This window comes from Roseomonas sp. CCTCC AB2023176, assembly GCF_042259275.1.
Taxonomy (GTDB): domain Bacteria; phylum Pseudomonadota; class Alphaproteobacteria; order Acetobacterales; family Acetobacteraceae; genus Roseomonas.
Map to the genome: position 1 here is coordinate 3,447,708 of NZ_CP170086.1, position 22,741 is coordinate 3,470,448.

Here is a 22,741-nt window from a genome sequence, read left to right on the forward strand (position 1 = left end):
CGGGAAGAAACGGGAAGGATATCGTGCACGCCCGCCCAACGCGGCGAGGCGCCGGCGCGTTGCCCGGCCCACACCCGTCCGCCTCGCGCAGCGTGCGAGCCGCGCGGTGCAGGCCGTGCGGCGCCGGGTCAGCCCCGGTTGTGGTGGCGGTGGCTCGAAACGTCGATCCCGTCATCACCGACGGGAACGCCCGCGCTCGCGACCGCCGGCGGCACCTCACTCGTCCAGGAGGGGCCGCTCCCGCCGGTCAGCCGCGGCGTCAGCACCGACGTGACGTCGATCGGCGCCGCCGCGACGGCGGGCGACGATGACGGCGGCGCTTCGGAGGTCGCCGTCTTCGCGGCGCCATGGGCCATGGCGGAGCCCGCACCACCCACGAGGGCGGCGGCGAGGAAGGCCGTGCGGATCAGCGAATTCATGACGATCGGTCCTTATGGATCGTCGAGGCACCTTGTCCCGGCGCTGCGTGGACATGTGTCGCCGCCCCACCCCGCGCGAACGGCGGCCGGGCATGCCTGCACGGCCCGGGGCGAATGCCGGATCCCGCCATGTCCCGCGAACGTGTCTTGGCCGTCACCCGCCGCAACATGCCGCCATCCATCGTCGCGTGACGTGCGATGCAAGCCCACCTTCCGATCCGCGGGGCGGGGGTCCATGATCGGGCGCCCGCGCCATCCCGACCGGCGCGGCGAAGGGAAGCCGGCATGGCCTTGCGCTGCGACACGATCATCCGCGACGCCACCATCTTCGACGGCACCGGCGCCCCGCGCCGCGTCGGCGACGTCGGCCTCCGCGGCGACCGCATCGTCGGCATCGGCGACCTCGGCGCCGCCTCCGCGGACCGGGAGGTAATCGCGACCGGCAAGGCCGTCGCCCCCGGCTTCATCGACAGCCACACGCATGACGACCGCGCGGTCCTCTGCGGCCCCGAATGCACGCTCTGCAAGCTGAGCCAGGGCGTCACCACGGTCGTCGTCGGGAATTGCGGCGTCTCGCTTGCTCCGCTGCGCCGGACCGGCCGACCCATCCCGCCGCTCGACCTGCTGGGCGACGAGACCTGGTGGACCTTCGACTCCTTCGGTGACTACGCCCACGCGCTGAAGAGCAAGGGCACGGAGGTCAACACCTACGCCTTCGTCGGCCACCAGACGCTCCGTGTCGAAGCCATGGACGGGGATGTGTACCGCCCCGCGTGCGACGCGGAGATCGCCCGCATGCACGACCGCGTGCGGCAGAGCATGGCCGAAGGCGCCTCCGGCTTCTCCACCGGCCTCTACTATCCCCCCAACGCCCAGGCGACGACGGAAGAAGTCATCGCGGTCGCCGAAGCCATCCGCCCGTTCGGTGGCCTCTACTGCACGCATATGCGAGACGAGGCGGACAGGATCCTCGCCTCGATCGAGGAGACGACGAAGATCGGCAAGCGCGTCGGCGTGCCCGTCCACATCTCCCACCACAAGTGCAGCATGCCCGAGAACTACGGCCGCTCCACGCAGACGCTCCCGCTCATCGCCGAATACGCGCGTACGCAGGACGTTGCCTTCGACGTCTACCCGTACCCCGCCGGCTCGACCGTCCTCATGCCCGACAAGCTGCGGGACGACGTGGAGGTCATGATCACCTGGTCCATCCCGCACCCCGAGATGGCCGGCAAGTACCTTCGCGAGGTCGCCCGCGGCTGGAACACCGACATCAAGACCGCGGCCTCCCGCCTCCTCCCCGCGGGCCAGATCACCTTCCAGATGGATGAGGAGGACGTGCGTCGCATCATGGCGCACCCGATGTCCGTCATCGGTTCCGACGGCATCCCGCACGATGCGCACCCGCATCCGCGCCTCTGGGGCACCTTCCCCCGCGTGCTCGGCCACTACGTCCGCGACGTCCGCCTCTTCGACCTCGAGACCGCCGTCCACAAGATGACGGGCCGCGCGGCCGAGGTCTTCGGCATGGTGGATCGCGGCGTGTTGCGCGAAGGCGCCTATGCCGACGTCGTCCTCTTCGACCCCCACACCGTCCGCGACCGCGCGACCTTCGAGGACCCGAAGCAGGTGAGCGAGGGCATCGAGGAAGTCTGGTGCAACGGCATCCCGACCTATGCCGCGGCCAAGGGTGCGACGGGTGAGAAGCCGGGGCGTCTCGTCACGCGCGGGAAGTAGCGCGGGTCACACGGCGCCCGCCTGCGCGACGCGGGCGGGCCGCGGCCTCGCGTCGCCGCATAGCCGGAACCGCAGCGCGAAGGGATTCAACTGCGCCGGTAGGGGCGCCCCCTCGGAAAGCGTGGGCCGCTCCAGCCCTTCGACATGCGACAGCAGCGCGCCGATCATCGCGCTGCCGACGGTCAGGACGAGGTCCCGCCCCGGACAGGCCGCCGGTCCCCCGCTGAACGGCATGAACCCGGGGTCCGGCGGGTCTGCCTCCAGCCAGGCCTCAGGCAGGAACTGGTCCGCCTGCGCCAGCCTCTCCCGGTCACGATGGAAGAACGGCGCGAGGATCAGCACCCCCGTCCCCGCCCGCATCGTTCCGCCTTCCCAGGCCACGTCGCGTCCGTCGGGCCAGCGGAGGTGGGTTGCCCGCCTCCACCCAATATCGGGACCACGGCGTGCAACGTCGGGGCGGCGTCCCAGGCCCAGACATCCTGCTTCCCCGGCGTGTCGCACACCGGCCGGCCCGCTCCCGGCGACTACCCACGCCCCCCGAGCAGCCGCGCCACCGGCGTCCGCGCCGTGAGCGGGATCGCCATCGCCCGATACGAATCGAGGTCCCGTCCCGTCGTACCGCCCCCGCTCGATCCGGGGTTGCGCAGGATCACCGGCGCGGCGGCCCCGCGGATGCTCCCAAAACCCGCCACGGGCGGCGTGACCGGCGCCGCCGCCAGCCGCGCCCAGCCGGCGTTCCATCCCGGCGCCGACCCAGCCCGCGCCTGCTCCTCCGGCAGCCGCGACGCCACCGCGTTCCGATAGGCCTCCGCCCGCTCGGGCGTGCGGCTGTGGTAGTTCCCCGCCGCCGCCATCCATTCCCCCCGCTCCCCGTGCAGCTCCTTCAGGAAGCGTGCGGCATAGCGGGCGTTGGCGAGCGGATCGAAGCCGTCCTCAAGGGATGCGAAGGCGTTGGGATGGTGCAGCAGGTTGATCTGCATGCACCCCACATCCATCGACCGCGCGCCGCTTGCCCGGGCTTGCCGTACATGGGCAATCGCTTCCACTGCCGAGGGGAAAAATCGGCCGGCCCCCTCCACGTTCACCGTCCAGGGCCAGGGCCCCGCCTCACCCGTCGCGGGGTCGGTCCGCCCGGACTCCACCCGCCCGATCGCCTGGAGCAACCCGGCCGGGATCCCCGCCTCCCGCTCGGCAGTCGCGATTGCAGCCCGGCAGCGCGCGATCGGCGACGGGTTGGCGGGGGAGGGGAGCACCTGTCCCATGACCGGTCCGGCCGAGAGCAGCATGAGGGCGAGCAACCGCAGCATGCCCCGCCCTGCTCAAGTCCCATGCCACGCGCCGATGCCATGTCATGTTGCGGCGCAGCAGAAAGCGCTTGCAAACGCCACTGCTCCCACCTAATTTGTGCATCGCAGCGACGGGTTCGTCCCTCGCTGCATTCTTGGACGTTTCCTCCCTAAACTCGGCGGTGCCGCAAGGCACCGCCTCTTTTTTTCCGCTCCCCGACTAGGGCTCAGCCTCGCAGGAAGCTCCAGTCCGAGGCCGCCAGGCGCTCCAACAGGGTATCCAGATCCCGGCGGAGCGACGCCATCGCGGCCGGCAGCCGCTCGATGTGCCGCTCGTCCATGTAGAGGCCCCGCGCCACCTCGATCTGCACCGCATGCACCCGGTCCCGCGGCCGCCCGTAGTGTCGCGTGACGTACCCCCCGGCATAGGGATCGTTCCGTCGGACGCGGTAGCCGAGGTCCGACAGCCCCTCCTCGACCATCCGCGTGGCGCGCGGCGCCGCCGCCGTCCCGTGCGCGTCGCCAAGGATCATGTCCACGGCCCGCGGCCCCCGCTCCCCGGGCAGCGACGGCATGGAATGGCAATCCAGCAGGAGGCAGACCCCGAAGGCCTCCACCGTCTCCCGGATCAGCCCCGCCAGCGCCTCGTGATAGGGCTGCCAAAGGTCCCGCACCCGCTCCGCCGCAGCCTCGAACGGCAGCCGGCGCCGGTACACCGCTTCGCCGCTCGCCACGACCCGCGCGATCGTCCCCAACCCCGCCCCGACCCGCGGCGAGGCCGAGTTCACCCAATCCGGCAGCGGCCCGTCGAACATCGCGGGGTCCAGTTCCCAGGGCTCCCGGTTCACGTCGAGGTAGACGCGCGGAAAGGTCGCGGCCAGCAGCGGGATGCCCCGCTCCGGCCCCGAGGAGAAGAGCTCCTCCACGAAGGAGTCCTCGCTCCGCCGCAGCGTCAGCGGGTCCAGCCGGCTCTCCGCCACGAAGTCCGCCGGGTAGTTCCGGCCGGAATGCGGGGAGGCCAGCACGATCGGCGCCCGCTGCCGCGCGGGGCGGCTCAACAGGAACGGCGCCTCGCGCGTCGAGGGCATCTCCGGGGGCAGGTCCATCCGACTTCCCCAACACCACAGCGGCGCCGCGGTGTCACGTCACCGCGTGCATCGCCCGCCCTTGTCGCGCCCGAAGTCGCGGGCTAAACGGGCGACCCCGCGACCGGATGGGCGCGTAGCTCAGCGGGAGAGCGTCCCCCTGACACGGGGAAGGTCAGAGGTTCAATCCCTCTCGCGCCCACCATCCTCCTCACTTGACCGACGAGAATGCCGTCGGCGCGAGGATCATGTTCTCGACCGACGCAACGATCGCGCCGTCCCGCTCGGTTTCCGCCCGCCTCGCCAGCCATTCCGGGTCGCTCGCGAAGGCGCCCCACTTCCGCTCCCGTTCCGCAAGCGACTCCCATTCCAGCAGGTAATACAGGTCCTGGTTCGACGGCCCGACGGCGACCGTCCAGAACCCCGCCTGTCGGATGCCGTGGCGCTCCCAAATGCCCAGGGTCACCGTCTCGAAGCGCCGCAGCAGGTCCGGCAGCCGTCCCGGCACGCAATGATAGATTCGCAGTTCGTGGATCATGCGGTCCCCCCGGGCGCGCCGGACCGGCGGCCAGGCCGCGAAGGTCGCGGGCGCGCGACGCCGGAAGCGTGACGCGCCCCGCGGCCTGGGACAACCGCCCCGGGCCCGCGACGGATGTCAGCCCGCCCGTACCAGTACGTGCCGCTTCTTCCCCGCCGATAGCTTCGCCGCCCCGTCCCGCAGGTCCGCGTCCGTTACCTGCGCAGTGATGTCGCTCACGGCCGCATCGTTCAGCCGCAACCCGCCATTCCCCACCAGACGTCGCGCTTCCGCCTTGCTCGTCGCGAAGCCCGCAGCCACCGCCAGGTCCAGCACCGAAGCCGGTAGCGCCGCACCGATGGACGGCAAGGTCTCCGCCGCCATCCCCTGCTCGAAGGTCGTCCGCGCCGTCTCCGCCGCCGCCTCGGCGGCCGCACGCCCGTGCAGCAGCGCCGTCGCCTCGGTCGCCAGCACCTTCTTCGCCTCGTTCACCTCCGCGCCACCGAGCGCCGCGTAACGCCGCACCTCCTCCATGGGCATGTCCGTGAACAGCGCGAGGAAGCGCCCGACATCCGCGTCCTCCGCGTTCCGCCAGAACTGCCAGTAGCCGTAGGGACTGACCCGCGCCGCGTTCAGCCACACCGCGCCGGACGCCGTCTTCCCCATCTTCGCGCCGGAGGACGTCGTGATCAGCGGCGTCGTCAGCCCCCAGGCCTCCGCCCCGTCCATGCGGCGGATCAGATCCGCCCCCATCACGATGTTCCCCCACTGGTCGCTGCCGCCCATCTGCAACGCGACGCCGTGCCGCCGGCGCAGCTCCAGGAAGTCGTAGGACTGCAGCAGCATGTAGTTGAACTCGAGGAAACTGAACGGCTGGTCGCGCTCCAGCCGCTGCCGCACGCTCTCCATCGTCAGCATGCGGTTCACGCTGAAATGCCGCCCGACCTCGCGCAGGAACGGCACGTAGCGCAGTTCATCGAGCCAGGCCGCGTTGTCGAGCATCACCGCATCCGCCGCCCCCTCGCCGAAGGTCAGGAAGGTCTCGAAGACCTTCAGGATGCCCGCCTTGTTCCGCTCAATCTGCTCGTCCGTCAGCAGCGGCCGCGCCTCGTCGCGGAAGGACGGGTCGCCGACCTTCGTCGTCCCGCCGCCCATCAGCACGACCGGCTTGTGCCCGCAGCGCTGCCACAGCCGCAGGATCATGATCTGGACGAGCGATCCGACATGCAGGCTGTCCGCCGTGCAGTCGAAGCCGATATAGGCGGGCAGCACGCCCTGCCGCAGCCGCGCGGCTAGTGCCGCCTCGTCCGTGACCTGATGAATGAATCCGCGCTCGCGCGCCGCCGTCAGGAAGTCGTCCATCACCCGCTGCTCAAGCACCCTTGGCCCCGGCCTTGCGCCGGGAAGCCCCGGGCCCTAGCACGCCACCAGGATCGCTAGAATGGGCATGCTGCGAACCATCGGGCTGATGAGCGGCACCTCGCTCGACGGGGTGGACGCCGCCTATGTCGAGACGGACGGCGAGAACATCGCCCGCTTCGGCCCGACCGTGACGCTCCCCTATGCCCCGTCGCTGCGCCGCGACCTCCGCTCGCTGCTGGACGCCGCCCCCGGCCTCGACGCCGACGACCCTTTCGTCGCGGACTGCGCGCGCCGCCTGACCGAACGCCACGCCGAGGCCGTCGCCGCGCTCAACGTCGCCGCCGACCTCATCGGCTTCCATGGCCAGACGATCCTGCACCGCCCCGCGTCATCGCCGGCCGTGGGCACCAACCGCCGCGGCTTCACGTGGCAGATCGGCGACGCCGGCCTCCTCGCCCGCATGACCGGCATCGAGGTCGCCTGGGACTTCCGCAGCGCCGACGTCGCGGCAGGAGGGCAGGGGGCCCCGCTGGTCCCGATCTTCCACGCCGTCCTCTGCCGCAACCTCCCCAAGCCCGTCGCCATCCTCAACCTCGGCGGCGTCGCCAACGTCACGTTCGTCGGCCCGGGGGACGGTCACTCCGGCGAACTCATCGCCTTCGACACCGGTCCCGCCAACGGCCCGCTCGACGACTGGGCCCGCCGCTCGACCGGCGAGGATTACGACCGCGACGGCCGCCTCGCCCTTTCCGGCAGCGCCTGCGGCGCCGTCCTCTCGCGCCTCATGGCGCACCCCTACCTCGACGCGCCGCCGCCGAAGTCCCTTGACCGCCTGGACTTCACGGCGGCCCTGCGAGAGGCCGGCGCCGGCGACCTCTCCCCCGCCGACGGCGCCGCGACGCTCGCCGCCTTCTGCGCCGTCTGCGTCGCCGCCGCGTCCCGCCATTTCCCCGAACCGCCGATGCAGTGGCTCGTCGCCGGCGGCGGCCGCCGCAACCCGGCCCTCATGCGCGCCCTCGCCTCCGCCCTCGACGCCCCCGTCCGCCATGTCGAGGTGGCGGGCTGGGACGGCGACGCCCTCGAGGCCCAGGCCTTCGGCGTCCTCGCCGCCCGCGTCGCGCGCCGCCTGCCGACGACCTTCCCGAGCACGACGGGCGTCCCCGCCCCGATGTGCGGCGGCCGGCTCGTCGGCGCCTTGCTGTAGACCGGCCTGGCCCGTAACCCTTAACGGGCGTTACGATCAGCTGGTGCTGCGTGCGCTGCGAGGGGATCGCCCATGACCACCGTGACCATCGCGCCGGATGCCGGCGTCCTGACCATGATCCACACTTACCACACGGAGCCGGGGACCCAGCAGGCGGTCTATGACGGCCTCCTGAAGGGCCTCGAGCTCTACGGCGGTCGCATGGCAGGCCACCTGACCTCGACGATCCACCGCAGCCTCGATGGCCTGCGGGTGACGAGCTACTCGCAATGGGACCCCGTCGCGTCCAAGGCCCTCTTCGAGGATCCGGCAGCCCTGAAGGAATCGCTCGACTGGTTCGCGCCCCTCACGGCTGCGGCGAAGGGCCAGGACGCGCACGTCTATGCTGAGTTGTCGGTCTACCGGCCCTGAGGCCGGCGCCTCGCTCCGTACGGGGCGCACGATCCGGGAGCGTGCGACAGCGGACCGGGGCGCGTCCGCCGTTGGCGCCTGAGCACGCCGCGCCGCCGAAACGGAAAGGGCGGCGCGCCTCCCGGCACGCCGCTCCCCCAAGCCGCCCGAAAGCGCGGACCGATCAGTCCGCCGCCATCGCCATGCGCTGCCGGTTCAGCACCGTCGTCACGTGGTCCTGCGCCGCATCGGCCACGCGCTCCGTCTGCTCCGGCGTGAAGACGTGCCCCGCGCCTTCCATCACGCGGTAGTCGATGGTGACGCCCTTCTGCGTGTTCAGCTTGTCCACGAGCTTCCGCACCGACGCCTCCGGCACGAGCTCATCCGCCTCGCCGTGCAGGATCAGGCCGGAGCACGGGCAGGGCGCGAGGAACCCGAAATCGTAATGCGACGCCGGCGCGGAGATGGACACGAACCCACCCATCTCCGGCCGCCTCATCAGCACCTGCATGCCAACATAGGCGCCGAAGGAATAGCCCGCGACCCACAGCATCGACGCGCCCGGGTTCACCGCCTGGAGGAAGTCGAGCGCAGCCGTCGCGTCGGAGATCTCGCCAATCCCGCCGTCGTAGCGGCCCTGCGACTTGCCAACCCCACGGAAGTTGAAGCGCAGCGTCGAGAAGCCCATCGCCTTGTACCGCTCGAACAGCGCGTGCACCACGCGGTTGTTCATGGTCCCGCCGTGCAGCGGATGCGGATGCAAGATGAGCGCGGTCGGCGCGCCCGGCTGCTTGCTGTGGTGGTAGCGCCCCTCGAGCCGCCCATCCGGGCCTGCGAACATCACCTCGGGCATCGTCACCTTCTGCCCCGTTCGGGGCATCGTTGCGGCGGGCCGGATCCCCTGGTCACTGGACCATCAGGGCACGCCCCGCCAATGTGAACCGCGCCGGTCATCCGGCGGAGGCGGGACGGGGGACAACAGGCCGTGGATCGCGCGCCGGCCCCTTTCAGGGTCCCGCGCGTCGGTCTCGGACCCCGTCTTCCCCGGTCCCGCTCCGTCGCTGCCGTTTTCGCTCCCTGCGGCCTTTCCGCCGGGGAGCGCGCTCAAATATAGGGCGCGGGTCTCGGGATTCATAACCAAATCATGTCACCGGCTCACCTTTTCGTGTGGAATGAGCCACACTGCCCGCGTCGGCCTACCGGCGGAGCCTGACATGCGCCTCTCCACCCGCTCCCGCTACGCCGTCCTCGCCCTCGTCGAGCTTGCCCGACGTGGCCCCGACGGCGGCCTGATCACCCTCGGGGAGATCGCTGCGGCGCAGATGCTCTCCGTCGCCTACCTCGAACAGCTCTTCGGCCGCCTCCGCCGCGCCGGCCTCGTCGAGTCGGCCCGCGGCCCCGGCGGTGGCTACCGCCTCGGTCCGCCCGCCGAGCGCATCACCATCGCCCAGGTGGTCGAGGCCGTGGACGAACCCATGCCGCCGGAGGGTTCGGACACGGGCGGCCCCGCCGACGCACTCTGGGCAGAGCTCGGTGAGCAGATCCGCCTCTTCCTCTCCGCCGTCACCCTCGCCGAAGTCGCCGCCGGCCGCGTCGCCGGCCGGGCCCGTGCCCCTGCCGCGCCCGATGAGACCGCGCCGGCCCAAGCCGCAGCACCGACCCCGCACGGCGCCGCCGCCCCGGCCGCCGCCGCCCGGGCGACCCCCGCCGCGACTGCACGCGCCCCGGCGCCGCCCGCCCACGCCGCACGGCAAGCGGCCGCTGCCCCGCCGGAACGCAGCCCCGGCGCTCTCGCGGCGGAGCCGGTGCCGCATCGCGCCCTCCCGTGACCCTCTACCTGGACGCCAACGCCACGGAGCCCCTGCGCCCTGAGGCGCGCGCCGCCGCGCTCGAGGCCCTCGATCTCCCAGGCAACCCATCCTCCGTCCACGCTGACGGCCGCGCGGCCCGCCGCATCCTCGAACGCGCCCGGGCGCAAGTCGCCGCGCTCGCCGGCGCCAACCCGCGCGACGTCGTCCTGACCTCCGGCGGCACCGAGTCGAACGCGCTCGCCATGGCCGCCCTCTCCCCCGGCCGCCGGATCCTGATCGGCGCCACCGAGCACCCCGCCGTCATCGCCGCGGCGGAGGAGGGGGCCATCCGCATCCCCGTGCACCCGGACGGCACCCTTGACCTCGTCGCCCTCGACCGGAGGCTGGCGGCGGGCCCGCCCGCCCTCCTCTGCCTCATGGTCGCGAACAACGAGACCGGCGTGATCCACCCTGTCGAGGAAGCGGCCGACCTCTGCCGCCGCCACGGCGCCCTCCTGCACCTCGACGCCGTCCAGGCCGCGGGACGCATTCCCCTTCCGCGGGTCGGGGCCGATACGATCGCCCTCTCCGGCCACAAGCTCGGCGGCCCCAAGGGCGCAGGCGCCCTCCTCCTCCGCCCCGGCCTCGACCTCGCCCCCCTGATCCGCGGCGGCGGCCAGGAACGGGGACGCCGAGGCGGCACCGAACCGCTGCCCGCGATCGCCGGCATGGGCGCCGCTGCCGAAGCCGCCGACCCCGCCCGCGCCACCCGCCTCGCCCCGCTCCGCGACGCGATCGAGCGCACGCTCGGCCTCCCGGTCGCCGGCGCCGGTGCCCCGCGCCTGCCCAACACGGCCTGCCTCATCCTCCCCGGTATCCCCGCCGAGACCCAGGTCATCGCCCTCGACCTGCTGGGCTTCCGCGTCTCCGCCGGCGCCGCCTGCTCCTCCGGCAAGGTCGCCCGCTCCCCCGTCCTCGACGCCATGGGCTTCGGCGAGGGCGCCGCCTGTGCCATCCGCGTCTCCTTTCCCTGGAACGCCCCGGACGACTCCGCCGACCTCTTCGTCGCTGCGCATGCGGCCATGCGCGAACAACTCTCGAAGCGCACAGCGCGGCACGCCACCTTGGTTGGATGACGGCACCCAACCGCCCGATCTATCTCGACAACCACGCGACCACCCCGCCCGACCCGCGGGTCCTTGCCGCCATGCGCCCGTGGTGGGAGGAGAATTTCTCGAATCCCGCGAGCGTCGAGCACGCCATGGGCCGCGCCGCCGAGGAAGCCGTCGAATCCGCCCGCCGCGATATCGCCGCCCTGATCGGCGCCGATTCCCGCGAGATCATCCTGACCTCAGGCGCCACCGAGGCCAACAACCTGGCTATCAAGGGCGTCGCGCGCTTCGCGCGCACCCATGGTGATGAGCGCTTCGCCCGCGCCGCCGGAGACGGGCGCCGCCGCATCGTCACGGTCGCGACCGAGCACAAATGCGTCCTGGAATCCGTGCGCGACCTCGCGGCCGAGGGATTCGACCCGGTCTTCCTCCCCGTCGCCGCCGACGGCCTCCTCGACCCTGCCACCCTCCGCGAGGCGCTGGAGGTGCCGACCCTCCTCGTCTCCGCCATGGCCGTGAACAACGAGACCGGCGTCATCCAGGACGTCGCCGCCCTCGCTGCCCTCGCCCGCGAACACGGCGCCCTCTTCCACACCGACGCCGCCCAGGCCGCCGGCCGCGTCCCGCTGGACGTGGAGGAGATGCGCCTCGACCTCGTCTCCCTCTCGGCCCACAAGATGTACGGGCCGAAGGGGATCGGCGCCCTCTATGTCCGCCGCCGCCCTCGGGTCCGCCTCTCCCCGCTCCTCTCCGGCGGCGGGCAGGAACGCGGCCTCCGCTCCGGCACGCTGCCCGCGCCGCTCGTCGTCGGCTTCGGCGAGGCCGCGCGGATCGCCCGCCTTGAAGCCCTGCTGGACGAAGGGCGCATCCGCGGCCAGCGCGACCGTTTCGTCGAAGCCCTGACCGCGGCCGTCCCGGGTGTCCGCCTCAACGGCCATGCGGAGAACCGCGTCCCCGGCAACCTGAACCTTACCTTCCCCGGCTCCGTGGACGCCCAGCGCATCATGGCCGCGGCCCCCGGCGTCTGCGTCTCCACCGGCTCCGCTTGCTCCTCCGCCTCCGTCGAGCCTTCCTACGTCCTGCGCGCCCTCGGCCTGCCGGAGCACGAGGCCCGCGCGACCTTGCGGATCGGCATCGGCCGCTTTACCTCGCCCGCCGACGTGGACCGCGCCGCCGCGGAACTGGCCCGCGCCTGGCACGCCGCCCTCTCGGAGGCGCCGCACCCGGCCGCCGCCTGACCCGGCCGCACCACCCCGCGCGCGACGCCCCTTCAGGAGACCCCGATGCCCAAGATGACCTTCGTCGAGCGCGACGGCACGCGCCGCGAGGTGGAAGCCCCGATGGGCCTCTCCGTCCTGGAGATCGCGCACCGCCACGGCGTGGACATCGAAGGCGCGTGCGAGGGCAGCCTCGCCTGCTCCACCTGCCACGTCATCGTGGACCAGGGCTGGTTCGACCGCCTGAACGAACCGACCGAGGACGAGGAGGACATGCTCGACCTCGCCTTCGACCTGCAGGAGACGTCGCGCCTCGGCTGCCAGCTCATCATGACCGAGGCCCTCGACGGCCTTGTCGTGAAGCTGCCCGCCGGGACGCGCAACGCCGGCGGATGATGCCCTACGGCAAGGACGGCGGCCTGTACCGCACCCTCCGCGACGTCGCCGCGGCGGAGTGGGAGGCGTATTGTTGGCATTCCTTCGTGCAGGGCCTCGCCGACGGCACGCTGCCGCTTGCCGCCTTCCGGCGCTACCTGGTCCAGGACTATCTGTTCCTCGTCCAGTTCGCGCGCGCCGAGGCGCTGGCCGTCGTGAAGGCTGAATCCCTCGCCGCGATGCGCGAGAAGGCGGGCGTTGTGCAGGCGATCCTCGGCGAGACGCGCCTGCACCTCGACTACTGCCGCGACTGGGGCCTGGACGAGGCCGCGATCCTCGCCGAACCCGAGGCACCCGAAACCGTCTCCTACACCCGCTGGGTCATGGATGCCGGCTACACCGGGGACATCCTCGACCTCGAGGTCGCTCTCTCCCCCTGCACGATCGGCTATGGCGAGATCGCGAACCGCATTGAGGCCCACCCCTCCCGCGTGCGTTCCGGCAACCCCTACGAATCCTGGATCGCGATGTACGCCGGCGAGGAATACCAGTCCGTCGCCCGCGCCTCCGCCGCCCGCCTCGACGCGCTTGGCGAAACCCATGGCGGCATGTCCCGCCTCCCCGCGCTCACCCGCCTGTTCGCCCAGGGCGCCCGTCTCGAAGCCGATTTCTGGCAGATGGGCCTGAACGCCGCGCGCGAGGTGACACCGAATCTCGCGCCCGCGATGGCGCCGTAGCCATGAGGATCCTCGTGGCCATGTCGGGGGGCGTGGACAGCAGCGTCGTCGCCGGCCTGCTGCATGAGGCCGGGCACGACGTGATCGGCGCCACGCTCCAGCTCTACGACCACGGCGCCGCCGTGGCGAAGAAGGGCGCCTGCTGCGCCGGACAGGACATCCACGATGCCCGCGACGTCGCGGACCGCCTTGGCATTCCGCACTACGTCCTGGACCGCGAGACGCGCTTCAGGAACGCCGTCATCCAGGACTTCGCCGACACCTACGCCCGCGGCGAGACGCCGATCCCTTGCGTCCGTTGCAACCAGACCGTGAAGTTCCAGGACCTCGTCGAACTCGCCCAGGACCTGGGATGCGAGGCGCTCGCCACCGGCCACTACGCCCGCCGCCTGGACGGCCCCGACGGCCCCGAGCTCCACCGCGCCGCCGACCCCGCGCGCGACCAGTCCTACTTCCTCTTCGCCACGACCCGGGACCAGTTGGCCTTCGCCCGCTTCCCCCTCGGCGACATGCCGGACAAGGCGACGGTCCGCGCACACGCCGCCCGCTTCGGCCTGACGGTCGCGGAGAAGCCCGACAGCCAGGACATCTGCTTCGTCCCGGCCGGCTCCTACGCCGACCTCGTCATGAAGATCCGCCCCGATGCCGCCGAACCCGGCGAGATCGTGGACCTCTCGGGACAGGTCCTCGGCCGCCACGCCGGCCTCGCGCGCTACACGGTCGGGCAGGGCAGGGGCCTCGGCCTCCCCAACGCGCCGGAGCCCGAATCCCGCCTCCGCGTCGCCGCGCTCGACGCCGCCCGCCGCCGCATCGTTGTCGCGCCTGCGAGGCACATCGCCGTGGCCGAGGTCCCCGTCACCGACGTGAACTGGCTGACGACGCCGCCCACCGCGCCCCTGCGCTGCCAGGCCAAGTTCCGCGCGCGCGAAACCCCGCAGCCCGTCACTGCCGCATGGCACCCGGCCAGCGAGACCCTGACCGTCACCCCCGATGCGCCGGTCGTCGCAGCACCCGGCCAGGGCTGCGTCCTCTACGACGGCGAACGTGTCCTTGCCGGCGGCTTCATCCGCGCGGCGCGACACCCCCGGGCCAGGACACACACCGGGATTGACGCCGCCCACCCGGCAGCCTAGTTCCGCGACCCCGACGATCCCGCGTGATCGTCGCCCAGGCGTGTGGCGGTGTAGCTCAGCTGGTTAGAGCACGGCACTCATAATGCCGGGGTCGGCGGTTCAAGTCCGCCCGCCGCTACCATCGACACTCCATTCAGCAGCATCCATTCCGCAGGCCGTTATCTCCGGTCGCGTCGCCGGCTGCCGGCCCGCAGGAACCTCGCCCGATGATCGGCGCGGGGCTCCCGATCCGTGCTGTTGGCCGTGCCCGCTCTTCGACATTTCGCGGGCGAGGGAGAGTAGCCGCGTCCGCTGATCCGGGCTCAGCTTTCGCCAGTGGTGCAGCAACTGCACCTGGCCGACCGTGGCGGGCAAGGCCACCTCCATTGCGGCCGCCCGCATCGCGGCGTCCGTCGAGCGGTCCGCAGGACCATCGCTATCGGGGAGCATCGGACGCATCCGTTTCCTTGGCCGCCGGCTCAGCGTCGCCCGGCATGGCGTGACGCGACGCCGCGATTCCGGACGCCCCCGATGACGGACCCGCTTGCGCGCACGCGCAGGGCGGAGGTTACGACGGGTGATGCACGCATCGGTGTTGCTCCTTGGATGCCGGATCATGCCGGGCCGGCAACGGTCCGCGCTACGGCGCCCTGTCTATGCGTTCGATAGGCACGTCCCTCGCTACCGCTCGCGCGGCGTCGCTGGCCCGATCAGAGGCAGCGCGACATACCTTGCCCTCCGGCCTGCGCCCGCGCCCCCGCGTCACCGTCGCGCGCCGCCCTCGGCACGTGACCGACCGCAGGCGCCGGCCATGCCGCTTTGGTTCGCGCCTGCAACTCCCGCGCGGCAGGCTCGTTACGGCGGTGTTGCGGCAGCCTTGCCTCGAGCCGCGTCCTGGGCCGCCCGCCGACTCTCCCGTCACCCCGTCCGGCAAGTCGAGTGACCCTGGCGGGCGGCCCCGTTTCCGCCGGAACCGGGCCCGGCCGCCGCGCCCGCCACCCGACCGGCGCCCGATCGGCGCCCGATTGGCGCCCGGATGCGCGGGCCCCGCAGCGGCGCCCGCGGCCTGCCCTGGCCACCGTCCGCCGAAGTCCCCGTACCGGCCCCGCCATCCCGAACGGCTCCCCGGGGACGGCGACGCCCGATGGAGCGGCCACGCCGGGCCGCCCTTCCGGCAAACGCCGGTCCAGGCCACGATGCCGCCGGAGGTTCCCCTTTCCCGTGACCGGCCCGTTGGCCCCCGCCCCGCAGGACGACCAGCCGACATGGCGCCCGGCCACGCCGCGGTCGCTCCTCCTCGTGCTCGGCGCCGCCATCCTCGTCCCGGTCCTCGCGGGCATCGTCGCCGCCTGGCTGGCCTGGCGCGGCGCCGTTGCCGACACGACGGCCGCGCTTGAGCGCTCGGCCGACGCCGCCGCGGAATACGCGATCCGCGTCCTCGACTCGCACCGCCTGTCTGCCGCGCTCGCCGGCGACCGCCTCCGCGGCCTGACCGAGGCGGAAATCCGTGCGCAGGAGGGCGCGCTGCACCGCGACCTCCGCGACCGCGCGTTCCGCCCGGCCGGCACGCAGTCCACCTTCGTCCTGTCCGGAGCGGGGCGCCCGCTCGTTTCCGACATCATCTTCCCGATCCCGCCCGACCTCGACGCGTCGGACCGCGAATGGGTCCGCGCCCTCGCCAACCCCGCGACGCCCGAGCCCTTCGTCAGCGCGATCTATCGCGCCCTCCGGGGCGGGGCGCTTTTCTTCAGCGTCAGCATCCGCCGCCAGGCCGGGGCCGATCCGCCGGGAATCATCAGCGTCGCGGTCAACCCGAACGAGTTCGCCACGGGCCTCTCTCGCCTTGCCGCAGACCCGACCGACATCCTTGCCCTGATCCGGGGAGACGGCGCGCTCCTCGCCCTCCGCGGCGGCCTGACGCAGGTCCCGCCGCGCGAGCTCCCCCCAATGCCGGCTTCCGCACCCTCATCGGCACGGGCGTCGAGCGCGCGATCTACCGCGGGGCCAACACCTCGACCGGCCAGCCCGTGATCTTCGCGGCGCGGCGCCTGGAGGGCTACCCGATCTACGCCCTCGTCGGCCGCCCGCTAGACACCATCCGCGCGGGCTGGGGCGGACGCGTCCGCGCCGGCCTGTTCTGGCTCGGCCCCGGCGCCCTGGCGCTCGTCCTCGTTGCCCTCTTCGCGCTGCGCCAGGCCCGCCGCGCTGCCCGCACCGCCGCCGCCCTGCAGGCCGAGACGGCGCGCCGCGCCGCCGAGGCGCGCTTCCGCGGCGTCTTCGAGAGCGGCGCCTTCGGCATGAGTGTCTACGACCTCCGCACCGGCGAGACGCTCCTGATCAACGACCGCCTGCTGGAGATGACGGGCCGCACCCGCGCCCCGCATGGCGGCCCCGCCGGGACCTGGCGCGACGTCACCCCGCCCGACCACCTGCCCGCCGACCAGCGCGCCCTGGAACAGGCCCGCGCCCGCGGCTGGTGGGACCCCTACGAGAAGGAATACCTCCTCCCCGACGGCGCCCGAATCCCCGTGCGGGTCCACTCCGCCCCGCTTCCCGGAGAGCCTGGACGCATCGCCGTGATGGTCGAGGACATCAGCGCGCAGCGCGAGGCGGAGTCCCGCCGCGACCTCCTGATGCACGAGGTCAACCACCGCGCGAAGAACGCGCTCGCCGCGGCCCGCGCCGCGCTGCGCCTGACCCGCGCGCCCACCATGCCGGAATTCGTCGAGGCCGTGGACGGCCGCCTTGCCGCCCTCGCGACGGCCATGGGCACGCTCTCCGCCGGCGGTTGGTCCGCCGTCTCCCTCACCGCCCTCGCCCGCGACGCCCTCGCGCCCTTCCGCGGCGCCGGCGCGCCGGGCGACCGGATCCTGACGGACGGCCCTGACCTGAAGATCCAGCCGCTCGCCGTCCTGCCGATCTCGATGATTCTGCACGAGCTCGCGACGAATGCCGGCAAGCACGGCGCACTCTCCGTCCCAGACGGCCGCGTGACCCTGCGCTGGAGGGTGGAGGAGGACCGCCTCCTCCTGTCCTGGGCCGAACGCGGCGGCCCGCCCGCCGCGGCGCCGCGCGGTGCAGGCTTCGGCACGCGCCTGCTCGATGCCACCGTCGCCCGCCAGCTCGGCGGCCTCGCCCACGCCGAATGGGGGGCGGAAGGCCTGTCCTGGCGGGCCGACCTGCCGCTGGCGCGGATCGCGACGGCACCGCCCGCCCTTGTCCCGGCCTGACGGACGCCCGGCCCGTCGCCGCCCGTGGCAATCAGCGACCCTGCCCGTCGGCGCCCCCCACTCAGAGCCCCCGGTCGACGCCCCCTTGGTCAACGCCCCCTTGGTCAACGCCGCAGCGCGTCGCGTTCCGCGGCGAGGCTGAGGACCAGTCCTTCGCGCTGCCAGTCGTGGCTGATCACCGCGCCCAGCTGCGCCTCGGCGCTGCGCCGCGCCAGCTGCGTCCCGAAGCCCTGCCGCGACGGCGCCCCCTCGACGACCGGCCCGCCGGCCTCCCGCCAGGTCATCCGCAGCATCGCGCCCGGCGTGTCCTCGAGCAGCACCTCCACGCGCCCCTCGGGCACCGAGAGCGCGCCGTACTTCACCGCGTTCGTCGCGAGTTCGTGGAAGATCAGCGCCAGCGCCGTTGCCGCCCGCGGACCGATTTCCGCATCCGCCCCCGTCACCGTGAAGCGCGGCCGGCCCGAAGCCGGTCCCGAGCCTCGGCCCGGAACCTGACCGGGCGCCTCGTAGGGGCTGAGCAGCGTGTGCAGCAGCCCCTGCACCGTCTCCTGCACCGGATCGGGGCGCGACCCCGCGCTGTGTGGCCGCACGTATTCATGCGCCGCCGCGAGCGATTCGATCCGCGCCCGCAGCCGTTCCGCATAGTCGCGCGCCGCCCCGTCCGCGCGGCGCGAGGTCAGCGAAATCAGGCTCGTCACCACCGCGAAGATGTTCTTGATGCGGTGCGACAGCTCCCGCGACACCAGTTCGCGCTGCTCCTCCGCGACCTTCAGGTCGTGGATGTCCGTGCAGGTCCCGAACCACCGCTCGATCCGCCCCTCCGCTTCGCGGATCGGCAGGGCGCGCCCGAGCGTCCAGCGATAGGCGCCGTCGCGCCGCCGCAGCCGGTACTCCACCTCGTAGGGATCGCCCGTCTCGAGCGAGCGCTGCCACAGCTCCCAGGCCCGAGCCTGGTCATCCGGATGGAACATTCCGTTCCACGCCTCGCCGTCGGTCGAACCGTGCGGGACGCCGGTGAAGTCGTACCAGCGTGCGTTGTAGTAGTCATGGAAGCCGTCGGGCCGCGTGGACCAGACCATCTGCGGCATGGTGTCGAGGACGGCGCGCAGCCGCGCCTCGTCCATGCCGCCGAGCGTCGCGGGCGGTGCGCCCGCGATGAGTGTCGGATCCAACGCGCCGGTCCTCAGCCGCCCGGGTCCACGATGATCTCCTGCGGCTTGATCTCCGGCAGCACGCGCTCGAAATGCGACCGCACCGCGCCGTAGCATTCGCACGCCGCGGCCTCGAGCCGCGGCCGGTCCAGGATCGTCACCTGGCCCCGCGCGTAGCGGATAAGCCCGCGGTCCCGCAGCGCGCCCACGACGGTCGAGACCGTCGTCCGCTGCACGCCGAGCATCTCCGCCAGCACCTCTTGCGTCAGCGCGATGTCCGGGCTGTCCGACCGGTCCTGCGTGGTCAGCAGCCACCGGCAGCAGCGCGCGTGCAGCGGATGCAGCGCGTTGCAGGCGACGGACTGCATGACCTGCGCCAGCAGCGCGTCGGCGTAGCGCGCGAAGAGGTCGCGGATCGAGGGCGACCGCTCCTTCGCCTCCTCCAGCCGCCCGATGTCGATTGCGAGCGCCGGTCCCGGCAGAACCACCTCCGCCTGCGCGAAGGCCGGCTTGTGGCCGGAGGAGATGATGCCGCCGATGGCGCCCTCCCGCCCGATCGTCGCCGCCTCCGCCGCGCGCCCGTCATTCGTCCCGATGACGAGGGAGGCCATCGTGGTGATGCTCGGGAAATGCGTCGTCCGCACGTCGTCGCCCGGCGCGAAGAGGACCTGCCCCTTCGTCAGCAGCACCGGCTCCAGGTACGGCTCCAGCAAGGCGCGGTCGAGCGGCCGCAACGAGGCGAGCAGACGGTTTCCCACGATGCCGCGGGCGACCGACTCCGCCCTCGCCGGACGTACCGCCGCGGCACTGATGGACTTAGGTGGTACAGGCACTCACGCTCCCCTCACGCGTCCTCCCGGACGCGGCCGCCCAGCACCCCCGGCACTCGGGCGGCGCACGAAAATGTCATTCCGCTTCAATTGTGTCTGTCCGGTTCCCGACAGAGCTTGCGCCGCCCGCGATATTGTTGGCTGTTTCGGGTCAAAGACACGTGAACGGACGCGGAACACGGTCCGCTGCACGGAACGCGCTGACCGCTTGCCCCTCCAGGTTGGAACGGGCATCCCCGGCATCTTCCCCGGGAGAGAGTGCGTGAAGGTCATCGTCCTCGGCAGCGGCGTCGTCGGCGTCACCTCCGCCTGGTACCTCAGCCGTGCCGGCCACGATGTAACAGTTGTTGACCGGCAGCCCGAACCTGCGCGGGAAACCTCCTTCGCGAATGCCGGCCAGCTCTCCTATGGCTACTCCTCGCCCTGGGCCGGCCCTGGGGTGCCGCTGAAGGCGGTGAAGTGGCTGCTGATGCACCACCGCCCGTTCGTCTTCTGGCCGCAGCCGGAGCCGCTGATGTGGGGCTGGCTCTGGCAGATGGCGATGAACTGCACCTCGCGTGCCTATGCCCGCAACAAGGCGCGCATGGTCCGCATCGCCGAATACAGCCGCGAATCCCTCGGCGTGCTGAGACAGGCCACCGGCATCCAGTTCGACCACGGCGCCGGCGGCACGCTCCAGCTCTTCCGCACGCAGCAGCAGCTGGACAAGATCGGCGGCGACATCGACGTCCTGCGCCAGTACGGCGTGCCCTTCGACGTCCTGGACCCAGCGGGCTGCATCGCGACCGAACCCGCCCTGGCCCGCGTACGCGAAAAGTTCGTCGGCGGCCTTTGCCTGCCCACCGACGAGACCGGCGACGCCTTCAAGTTCACGAACGAACTGGCCCGCCGCTGCGCCGAGGACGGCGTCACCTTCCGCCAGGGCGTCACCATCAACGCGCTGCGCGAGGAAGCGGGCCGCATCACGTCGGTCGAAACGGACCAAGGCCCGATGACCGCGGACGTCTACCTCGCCGCCCTCGGCTCCCACACGCCGGCTCTGCTGCGCCCCCTCGGCCTCGACCTGCCGGTCCAGCCCGTAAAGGGCTATTCCCTCACGCTCCCCATCACGGACCCCGACGCGGCCCCTGTCTCCACGGTGATGGACGAGACCTACAAGATCGCCATCACCCGCCTCGGTGACCGGATCAGGGTAGGCGGCACCGCCGAGATCGCCGGTTTTTCCGACAGCCTCCGCCGCCCGCGTCGCGAAACCCTCGCCTTCTCCGTCGGCGACCTGTTCCCCGACGGCGGCGACATCCCCGCCGCCGCCTTCTGGACCGGCCTGCGACCCATGACCCCCGACGGCACGCCGATCATCGGCCGCACGAAGGTCGCGAACCTCTACACGAACACCGGCCACGGCACGCTGGGATGGACGATGGCCTGCGGCTCAGGCCGCCTCATCGCCGACATCGTCTCCGGCCACCCGACCGAGATCGAATCCGGCGACCTCTCCCTCGACCGCTACGCCTGACGACGCCGCGCGCGGACGGGCAGCACGCTTCCGGCGATGAGGCACAGCAGCGCCGGAACCCCCAGGCCGAGCCCGCACCCTCGACCAGCGCCTGCTCGCCCGCCTCATCCCCGCAGCGCCCCTGGTCGTTGAAGCACCTGCGCCATCGCCAGGACCGCCCGGGGAAAACCCAGCCGGAACCGGCGCCACCCGGCGCCGGCGACGATCGGCAGGACGCGGCCGCCCCGCGTCACCCGTGCGACGTGAAGGTCAGCACGCAGCATCCCTGACGTCCTGGTGCCCAGGTCTCCGCCGAGAACCCGCACCCCGCCCGACCGAAGACCCCGTGATCCGCCTCGCCCGCGATCCGGCAGAGCCGCGCGATCTCCGCCGGCGCCAACCCATCCTCCACCCAGGCCTCCTTCAGCGGGCAGCGCCGCACGGTGACCCGCACGCCGCCATCCCCGCGCCGCGAGACGGCGTGCGGGAACAGCCGCCCCCAGTCCGGGCTCGCGACCGTCAGGAACCGCTCCACCACCGCCGCTGGCCCCGCGTCGCCCATGGCCGCGAAGAGTGCCGCCCCCGCCGCATCCCCCCGCCGCCGGATCGCCAGCCCCAGCAACCGCTCCGCCTCCGCCGCCCCCACCGCCTCCTCCAGCGTCACCAGCAGATCCCGGTACAGCCGCGCCCGAGCCTTGAAGGCCGCGTCCAGCTCCGCCGCTAGCCGCGCGGCCCGCTCCTCGGCGGACGGCTCCCGCGCGGGCAGGGCAGGGGAGGGCACCTCCCGCCATTCCGAAGCCGAACCCGTCTCTGGCGCGATGTCGTCCATGCGATCCATGATCCGTCGCGAGCGGCCCGCCCGTCCAGCGCGGCAGGCCCGCGCCGCCCGGGGGTGAAGCGAGCCCCAGCCCGTGCTAAGTCCGTGTAATCCACGAAACCACGAGGAAAACGCGCATGATGCTCCAACTCGGCCAGATCGCCCCGGACTTCGAGGCGGAGACCACCCAGGGCCCCATCCGCTTCCACGAATGGCTTGGCGCTTCGTGGGGCGTCATCTTCTCCCACCCGAAGGACTACACCCCGGTCTGCACGACCGAACTCGGCTACACCGCCAAGCTGAAGCCCGAATTCGACCGCCGCGGCGTGAAGGTCATCGGCCTGTCCGTGGACGCGCTGGACCGGCACGAGGGCTGGAACCGCGACATCGAGGAAACCCAGGGCACCGCCGTGAACTTCCCGATGATCGCCGACCCCGACCGCAAGGTCGCGACCCTCTACGGGATGATCCATCCGGAGGCCGATCCCTCCGTCACCGTCCGCACCGTCTACGTCATCGACCCCAACAAGAAGATCCGCCTGATGCTGATCTACCCGCCGAGCACCGGCCGGAACTTCGACGAGGTCCTCCGCGTCATCGACAGCCTCCAGACCACCGACCGCCACAAGGTCGCGACGCCCGTGAACTGGAAGCCCGGCGATCGCGCGATCGTCCTTGCCTCCATGTCCGACGAGGACGCGAAGAAGCAGTTCCCCCAGGGCTTCCATGCCGAGAAGCCTTACCTGCGCTGGGTCGACATCAACCAGCCGGGCTGACGCCCCGCGCCGCGGCCTTGCAGGGGCCGCGGCGCACCCCGCGCGGCACCGCGCCGGACCCCCGCCAACACGGATCGGAAAACGACAGAGTGGAAACGC

23 protein-coding genes and 2 tRNA genes are annotated in these 22,741 nt (G+C 72.4%); 15 read left to right on the forward strand and 10 right to left on the reverse strand.

All coding sequences use genetic code 11. The features are described from left to right. Positions 1 to 128: 128 nt before the first annotated feature. Positions 129 to 419 carry a hypothetical protein gene (locus ACE7GA_RS17250; RefSeq protein WP_376089046.1) on the reverse strand — a complete coding sequence of 97 codons (291 nt, stop codon included), beginning with the start codon at positions 417 to 419 and terminating at the stop codon, positions 129 to 131. A 285-nt stretch (positions 420 to 704) separates the two neighbouring features. Here ACE7GA_RS17250 and ACE7GA_RS17255 point away from each other — a divergent pair, with 285 nt between their 5' ends. Then, on the forward strand, positions 705 to 2,156 hold the full coding sequence (locus ACE7GA_RS17255) for an amidohydrolase family protein (protein ID WP_376089049.1): 1,452 nt from the start codon (positions 705 to 707) through the stop codon (positions 2,154 to 2,156). 6 nt (positions 2,157 to 2,162) lie between these two features. Here ACE7GA_RS17255 and ACE7GA_RS17260 read toward each other — a convergent pair whose 3' ends face one another. The 3 genes from ACE7GA_RS17260 to ACE7GA_RS17270 all read right to left on the reverse strand — a co-directional run bounded on the left by ACE7GA_RS17260 (position 2,163) and on the right by ACE7GA_RS17270 (position 4,548). After that, entirely contained in the window at positions 2,163 to 2,537 is a 375-nt protein-coding gene (locus ACE7GA_RS17260; RefSeq protein WP_376089052.1) for a cytochrome P450, read from the reverse strand. Between the two features lie 143 nt (positions 2,538 to 2,680). Next, the gene (locus ACE7GA_RS17265; RefSeq protein WP_376089055.1) at positions 2,681 to 3,463 is read right to left on the reverse strand and encodes a lytic transglycosylase domain-containing protein; all 783 of its coding nucleotides are present in this window, start codon (positions 3,461 to 3,463) and stop codon (positions 2,681 to 2,683) included. A 206-nt stretch (positions 3,464 to 3,669) separates the two neighbouring features. Then, a complete protein-coding gene (locus tag ACE7GA_RS17270) occupies positions 3,670 to 4,548 on the reverse strand; it encodes an N-formylglutamate amidohydrolase (RefSeq protein WP_376089058.1) in 879 nt (292 codons plus the stop codon). A gap of 109 nt (positions 4,549 to 4,657) precedes the next feature. On the opposite strand from ACE7GA_RS17270, the gene ACE7GA_RS17275 reads away from it, so the two are divergent. Beyond that, positions 4,658 to 4,732, forward strand: a tRNA-Val gene (locus ACE7GA_RS17275). A gap of 6 nt (positions 4,733 to 4,738) precedes the next feature. Here the strand turns inward: ACE7GA_RS17275 and ACE7GA_RS17280 are convergent. Together ACE7GA_RS17280 and tyrS are read right to left on the reverse strand one after the other, a co-directional pair. Then, positions 4,739 to 5,065 carry an NIPSNAP family protein gene (locus ACE7GA_RS17280; RefSeq protein WP_376089061.1) on the reverse strand — a complete coding sequence of 109 codons (327 nt, stop codon included), beginning with the start codon at positions 5,063 to 5,065 and terminating at the stop codon, positions 4,739 to 4,741. 117 nt (positions 5,066 to 5,182) lie between these two features. After that, positions 5,183 to 6,406 carry a tyrosine--tRNA ligase gene (gene tyrS / locus ACE7GA_RS17285; protein ID WP_376089064.1) on the reverse strand — a complete coding sequence of 408 codons (1,224 nt, stop codon included), beginning with the start codon at positions 6,404 to 6,406 and terminating at the stop codon, positions 5,183 to 5,185. 88 nt (positions 6,407 to 6,494) lie between these two features. On the opposite strand from tyrS, the gene ACE7GA_RS17290 reads away from it, so the two are divergent. Both ACE7GA_RS17290 and ACE7GA_RS17295 read left to right on the forward strand, forming a co-directional pair. Further along, a complete protein-coding gene (locus tag ACE7GA_RS17290; RefSeq protein WP_376100332.1) occupies positions 6,495 to 7,610 on the forward strand; it encodes an anhydro-N-acetylmuramic acid kinase in 1,116 nt (371 codons plus the stop codon). Between the two features lie 72 nt (positions 7,611 to 7,682). Next, positions 7,683 to 8,021, forward strand: a complete 339-nt coding sequence (locus ACE7GA_RS17295; RefSeq protein WP_376089067.1) for a hypothetical protein — start codon at positions 7,683 to 7,685, stop codon at positions 8,019 to 8,021. A gap of 163 nt (positions 8,022 to 8,184) precedes the next feature. Here ACE7GA_RS17295 and ACE7GA_RS17300 read toward each other — a convergent pair whose 3' ends face one another. Continuing rightward, a complete protein-coding gene (locus ACE7GA_RS17300; protein WP_376089070.1) occupies positions 8,185 to 8,853 on the reverse strand; it encodes an alpha/beta hydrolase in 669 nt (222 codons plus the stop codon). A gap of 319 nt (positions 8,854 to 9,172) precedes the next feature. Here ACE7GA_RS17300 and ACE7GA_RS17305 point away from each other — a divergent pair, with 319 nt between their 5' ends. From ACE7GA_RS17305 to ACE7GA_RS17345, 9 genes are all read left to right on the forward strand, one after another. Beyond that, positions 9,173 to 9,829, forward strand: a complete 657-nt coding sequence (locus tag ACE7GA_RS17305; RefSeq protein WP_376089073.1) for an Rrf2 family transcriptional regulator — start codon at positions 9,173 to 9,175, stop codon at positions 9,827 to 9,829. Further along, a complete protein-coding gene (locus ACE7GA_RS17310; RefSeq protein ID WP_376089076.1) occupies positions 9,826 to 10,926 on the forward strand; it encodes a cysteine desulfurase family protein in 1,101 nt (366 codons plus the stop codon). The genes ACE7GA_RS17305 and ACE7GA_RS17310 overlap by 4 nt, the downstream gene beginning before the upstream one ends. Further along, entirely contained in the window at positions 10,923 to 12,140 is a 1,218-nt protein-coding gene (locus ACE7GA_RS17315; protein WP_376089079.1) for a cysteine desulfurase family protein, read from the forward strand. Before ACE7GA_RS17310 ends, ACE7GA_RS17315 begins: the two co-directional genes overlap by 4 nt. A gap of 45 nt (positions 12,141 to 12,185) precedes the next feature. Then, on the forward strand, positions 12,186 to 12,515 hold the full coding sequence (locus ACE7GA_RS17320; RefSeq protein WP_376089082.1) for a ferredoxin family 2Fe-2S iron-sulfur cluster binding protein: 330 nt from the start codon (positions 12,186 to 12,188) through the stop codon (positions 12,513 to 12,515). Next, positions 12,512 to 13,231, forward strand: coding sequence for a TenA family protein (locus ACE7GA_RS17325; RefSeq protein ID WP_376089085.1), 720 nt, complete (start codon positions 12,512 to 12,514; stop codon positions 13,229 to 13,231). The genes ACE7GA_RS17320 and ACE7GA_RS17325 overlap by 4 nt, the downstream gene beginning before the upstream one ends. Positions 13,232 to 13,233: 2 nt before the next feature. Then, positions 13,234 to 14,364 (forward strand): tRNA 2-thiouridine(34) synthase MnmA, encoded by a 1,131-nt coding sequence (gene mnmA, locus ACE7GA_RS17330; RefSeq protein ID WP_376089088.1) that lies wholly within the window; start codon positions 13,234 to 13,236, stop codon positions 14,362 to 14,364. Between the two features lie 44 nt (positions 14,365 to 14,408). Next, positions 14,409 to 14,485: transfer RNA gene (locus tag ACE7GA_RS17335), tRNA-Met, on the forward strand. A 1,079-nt stretch (positions 14,486 to 15,564) separates the two neighbouring features. After that, positions 15,565 to 16,374: a cache domain-containing protein gene (locus ACE7GA_RS17340; protein WP_376089091.1), complete on the forward strand. Its 810-nt coding sequence runs from the start codon at positions 15,565 to 15,567 to the stop codon at positions 16,372 to 16,374. Beyond that, positions 16,371 to 17,573, forward strand: coding sequence for an HWE histidine kinase domain-containing protein (locus tag ACE7GA_RS17345; RefSeq protein ID WP_376089094.1), 1,203 nt, complete (start codon positions 16,371 to 16,373; stop codon positions 17,571 to 17,573). The genes ACE7GA_RS17340 and ACE7GA_RS17345 overlap by 4 nt, the downstream gene beginning before the upstream one ends. Positions 17,574 to 17,677: 104 nt before the next feature. On the opposite strand, the gene ACE7GA_RS17350 is transcribed toward ACE7GA_RS17345, so the two are convergent. Next, positions 17,678 to 18,745 (reverse strand): sensor histidine kinase, encoded by a 1,068-nt coding sequence (locus tag ACE7GA_RS17350; protein ID WP_376089097.1) that lies wholly within the window; start codon positions 18,743 to 18,745, stop codon positions 17,678 to 17,680. An 11-nt stretch (positions 18,746 to 18,756) separates the two neighbouring features. Further along, positions 18,757 to 19,482, reverse strand: a complete 726-nt coding sequence (locus ACE7GA_RS17355) for a Crp/Fnr family transcriptional regulator (protein WP_376089100.1) — start codon at positions 19,480 to 19,482, stop codon at positions 18,757 to 18,759. A 145-nt stretch (positions 19,483 to 19,627) separates the two neighbouring features. On the opposite strand from ACE7GA_RS17355, the gene ACE7GA_RS17360 reads away from it, so the two are divergent. Continuing rightward, entirely contained in the window at positions 19,628 to 21,070 is a 1,443-nt protein-coding gene (locus ACE7GA_RS17360; RefSeq protein ID WP_376089103.1) for a D-amino acid dehydrogenase, read from the forward strand. Between the two features lie 229 nt (positions 21,071 to 21,299). Here the strand turns inward: ACE7GA_RS17360 and ACE7GA_RS17365 are convergent, their stop codons facing one another. Continuing rightward, positions 21,300 to 21,878: an L-2-amino-thiazoline-4-carboxylic acid hydrolase gene (locus ACE7GA_RS17365; RefSeq protein WP_376089106.1), complete on the reverse strand. Its 579-nt coding sequence runs from the start codon at positions 21,876 to 21,878 to the stop codon at positions 21,300 to 21,302. Between the two features lie 125 nt (positions 21,879 to 22,003). Here ACE7GA_RS17365 and ACE7GA_RS17370 point away from each other — a divergent pair, with 125 nt between their 5' ends. Beyond that, positions 22,004 to 22,642: a peroxiredoxin gene (locus ACE7GA_RS17370; protein ID WP_376089109.1), complete on the forward strand. Its 639-nt coding sequence runs from the start codon at positions 22,004 to 22,006 to the stop codon at positions 22,640 to 22,642. Positions 22,643 to 22,741: the final 99 nt, after the last annotated feature.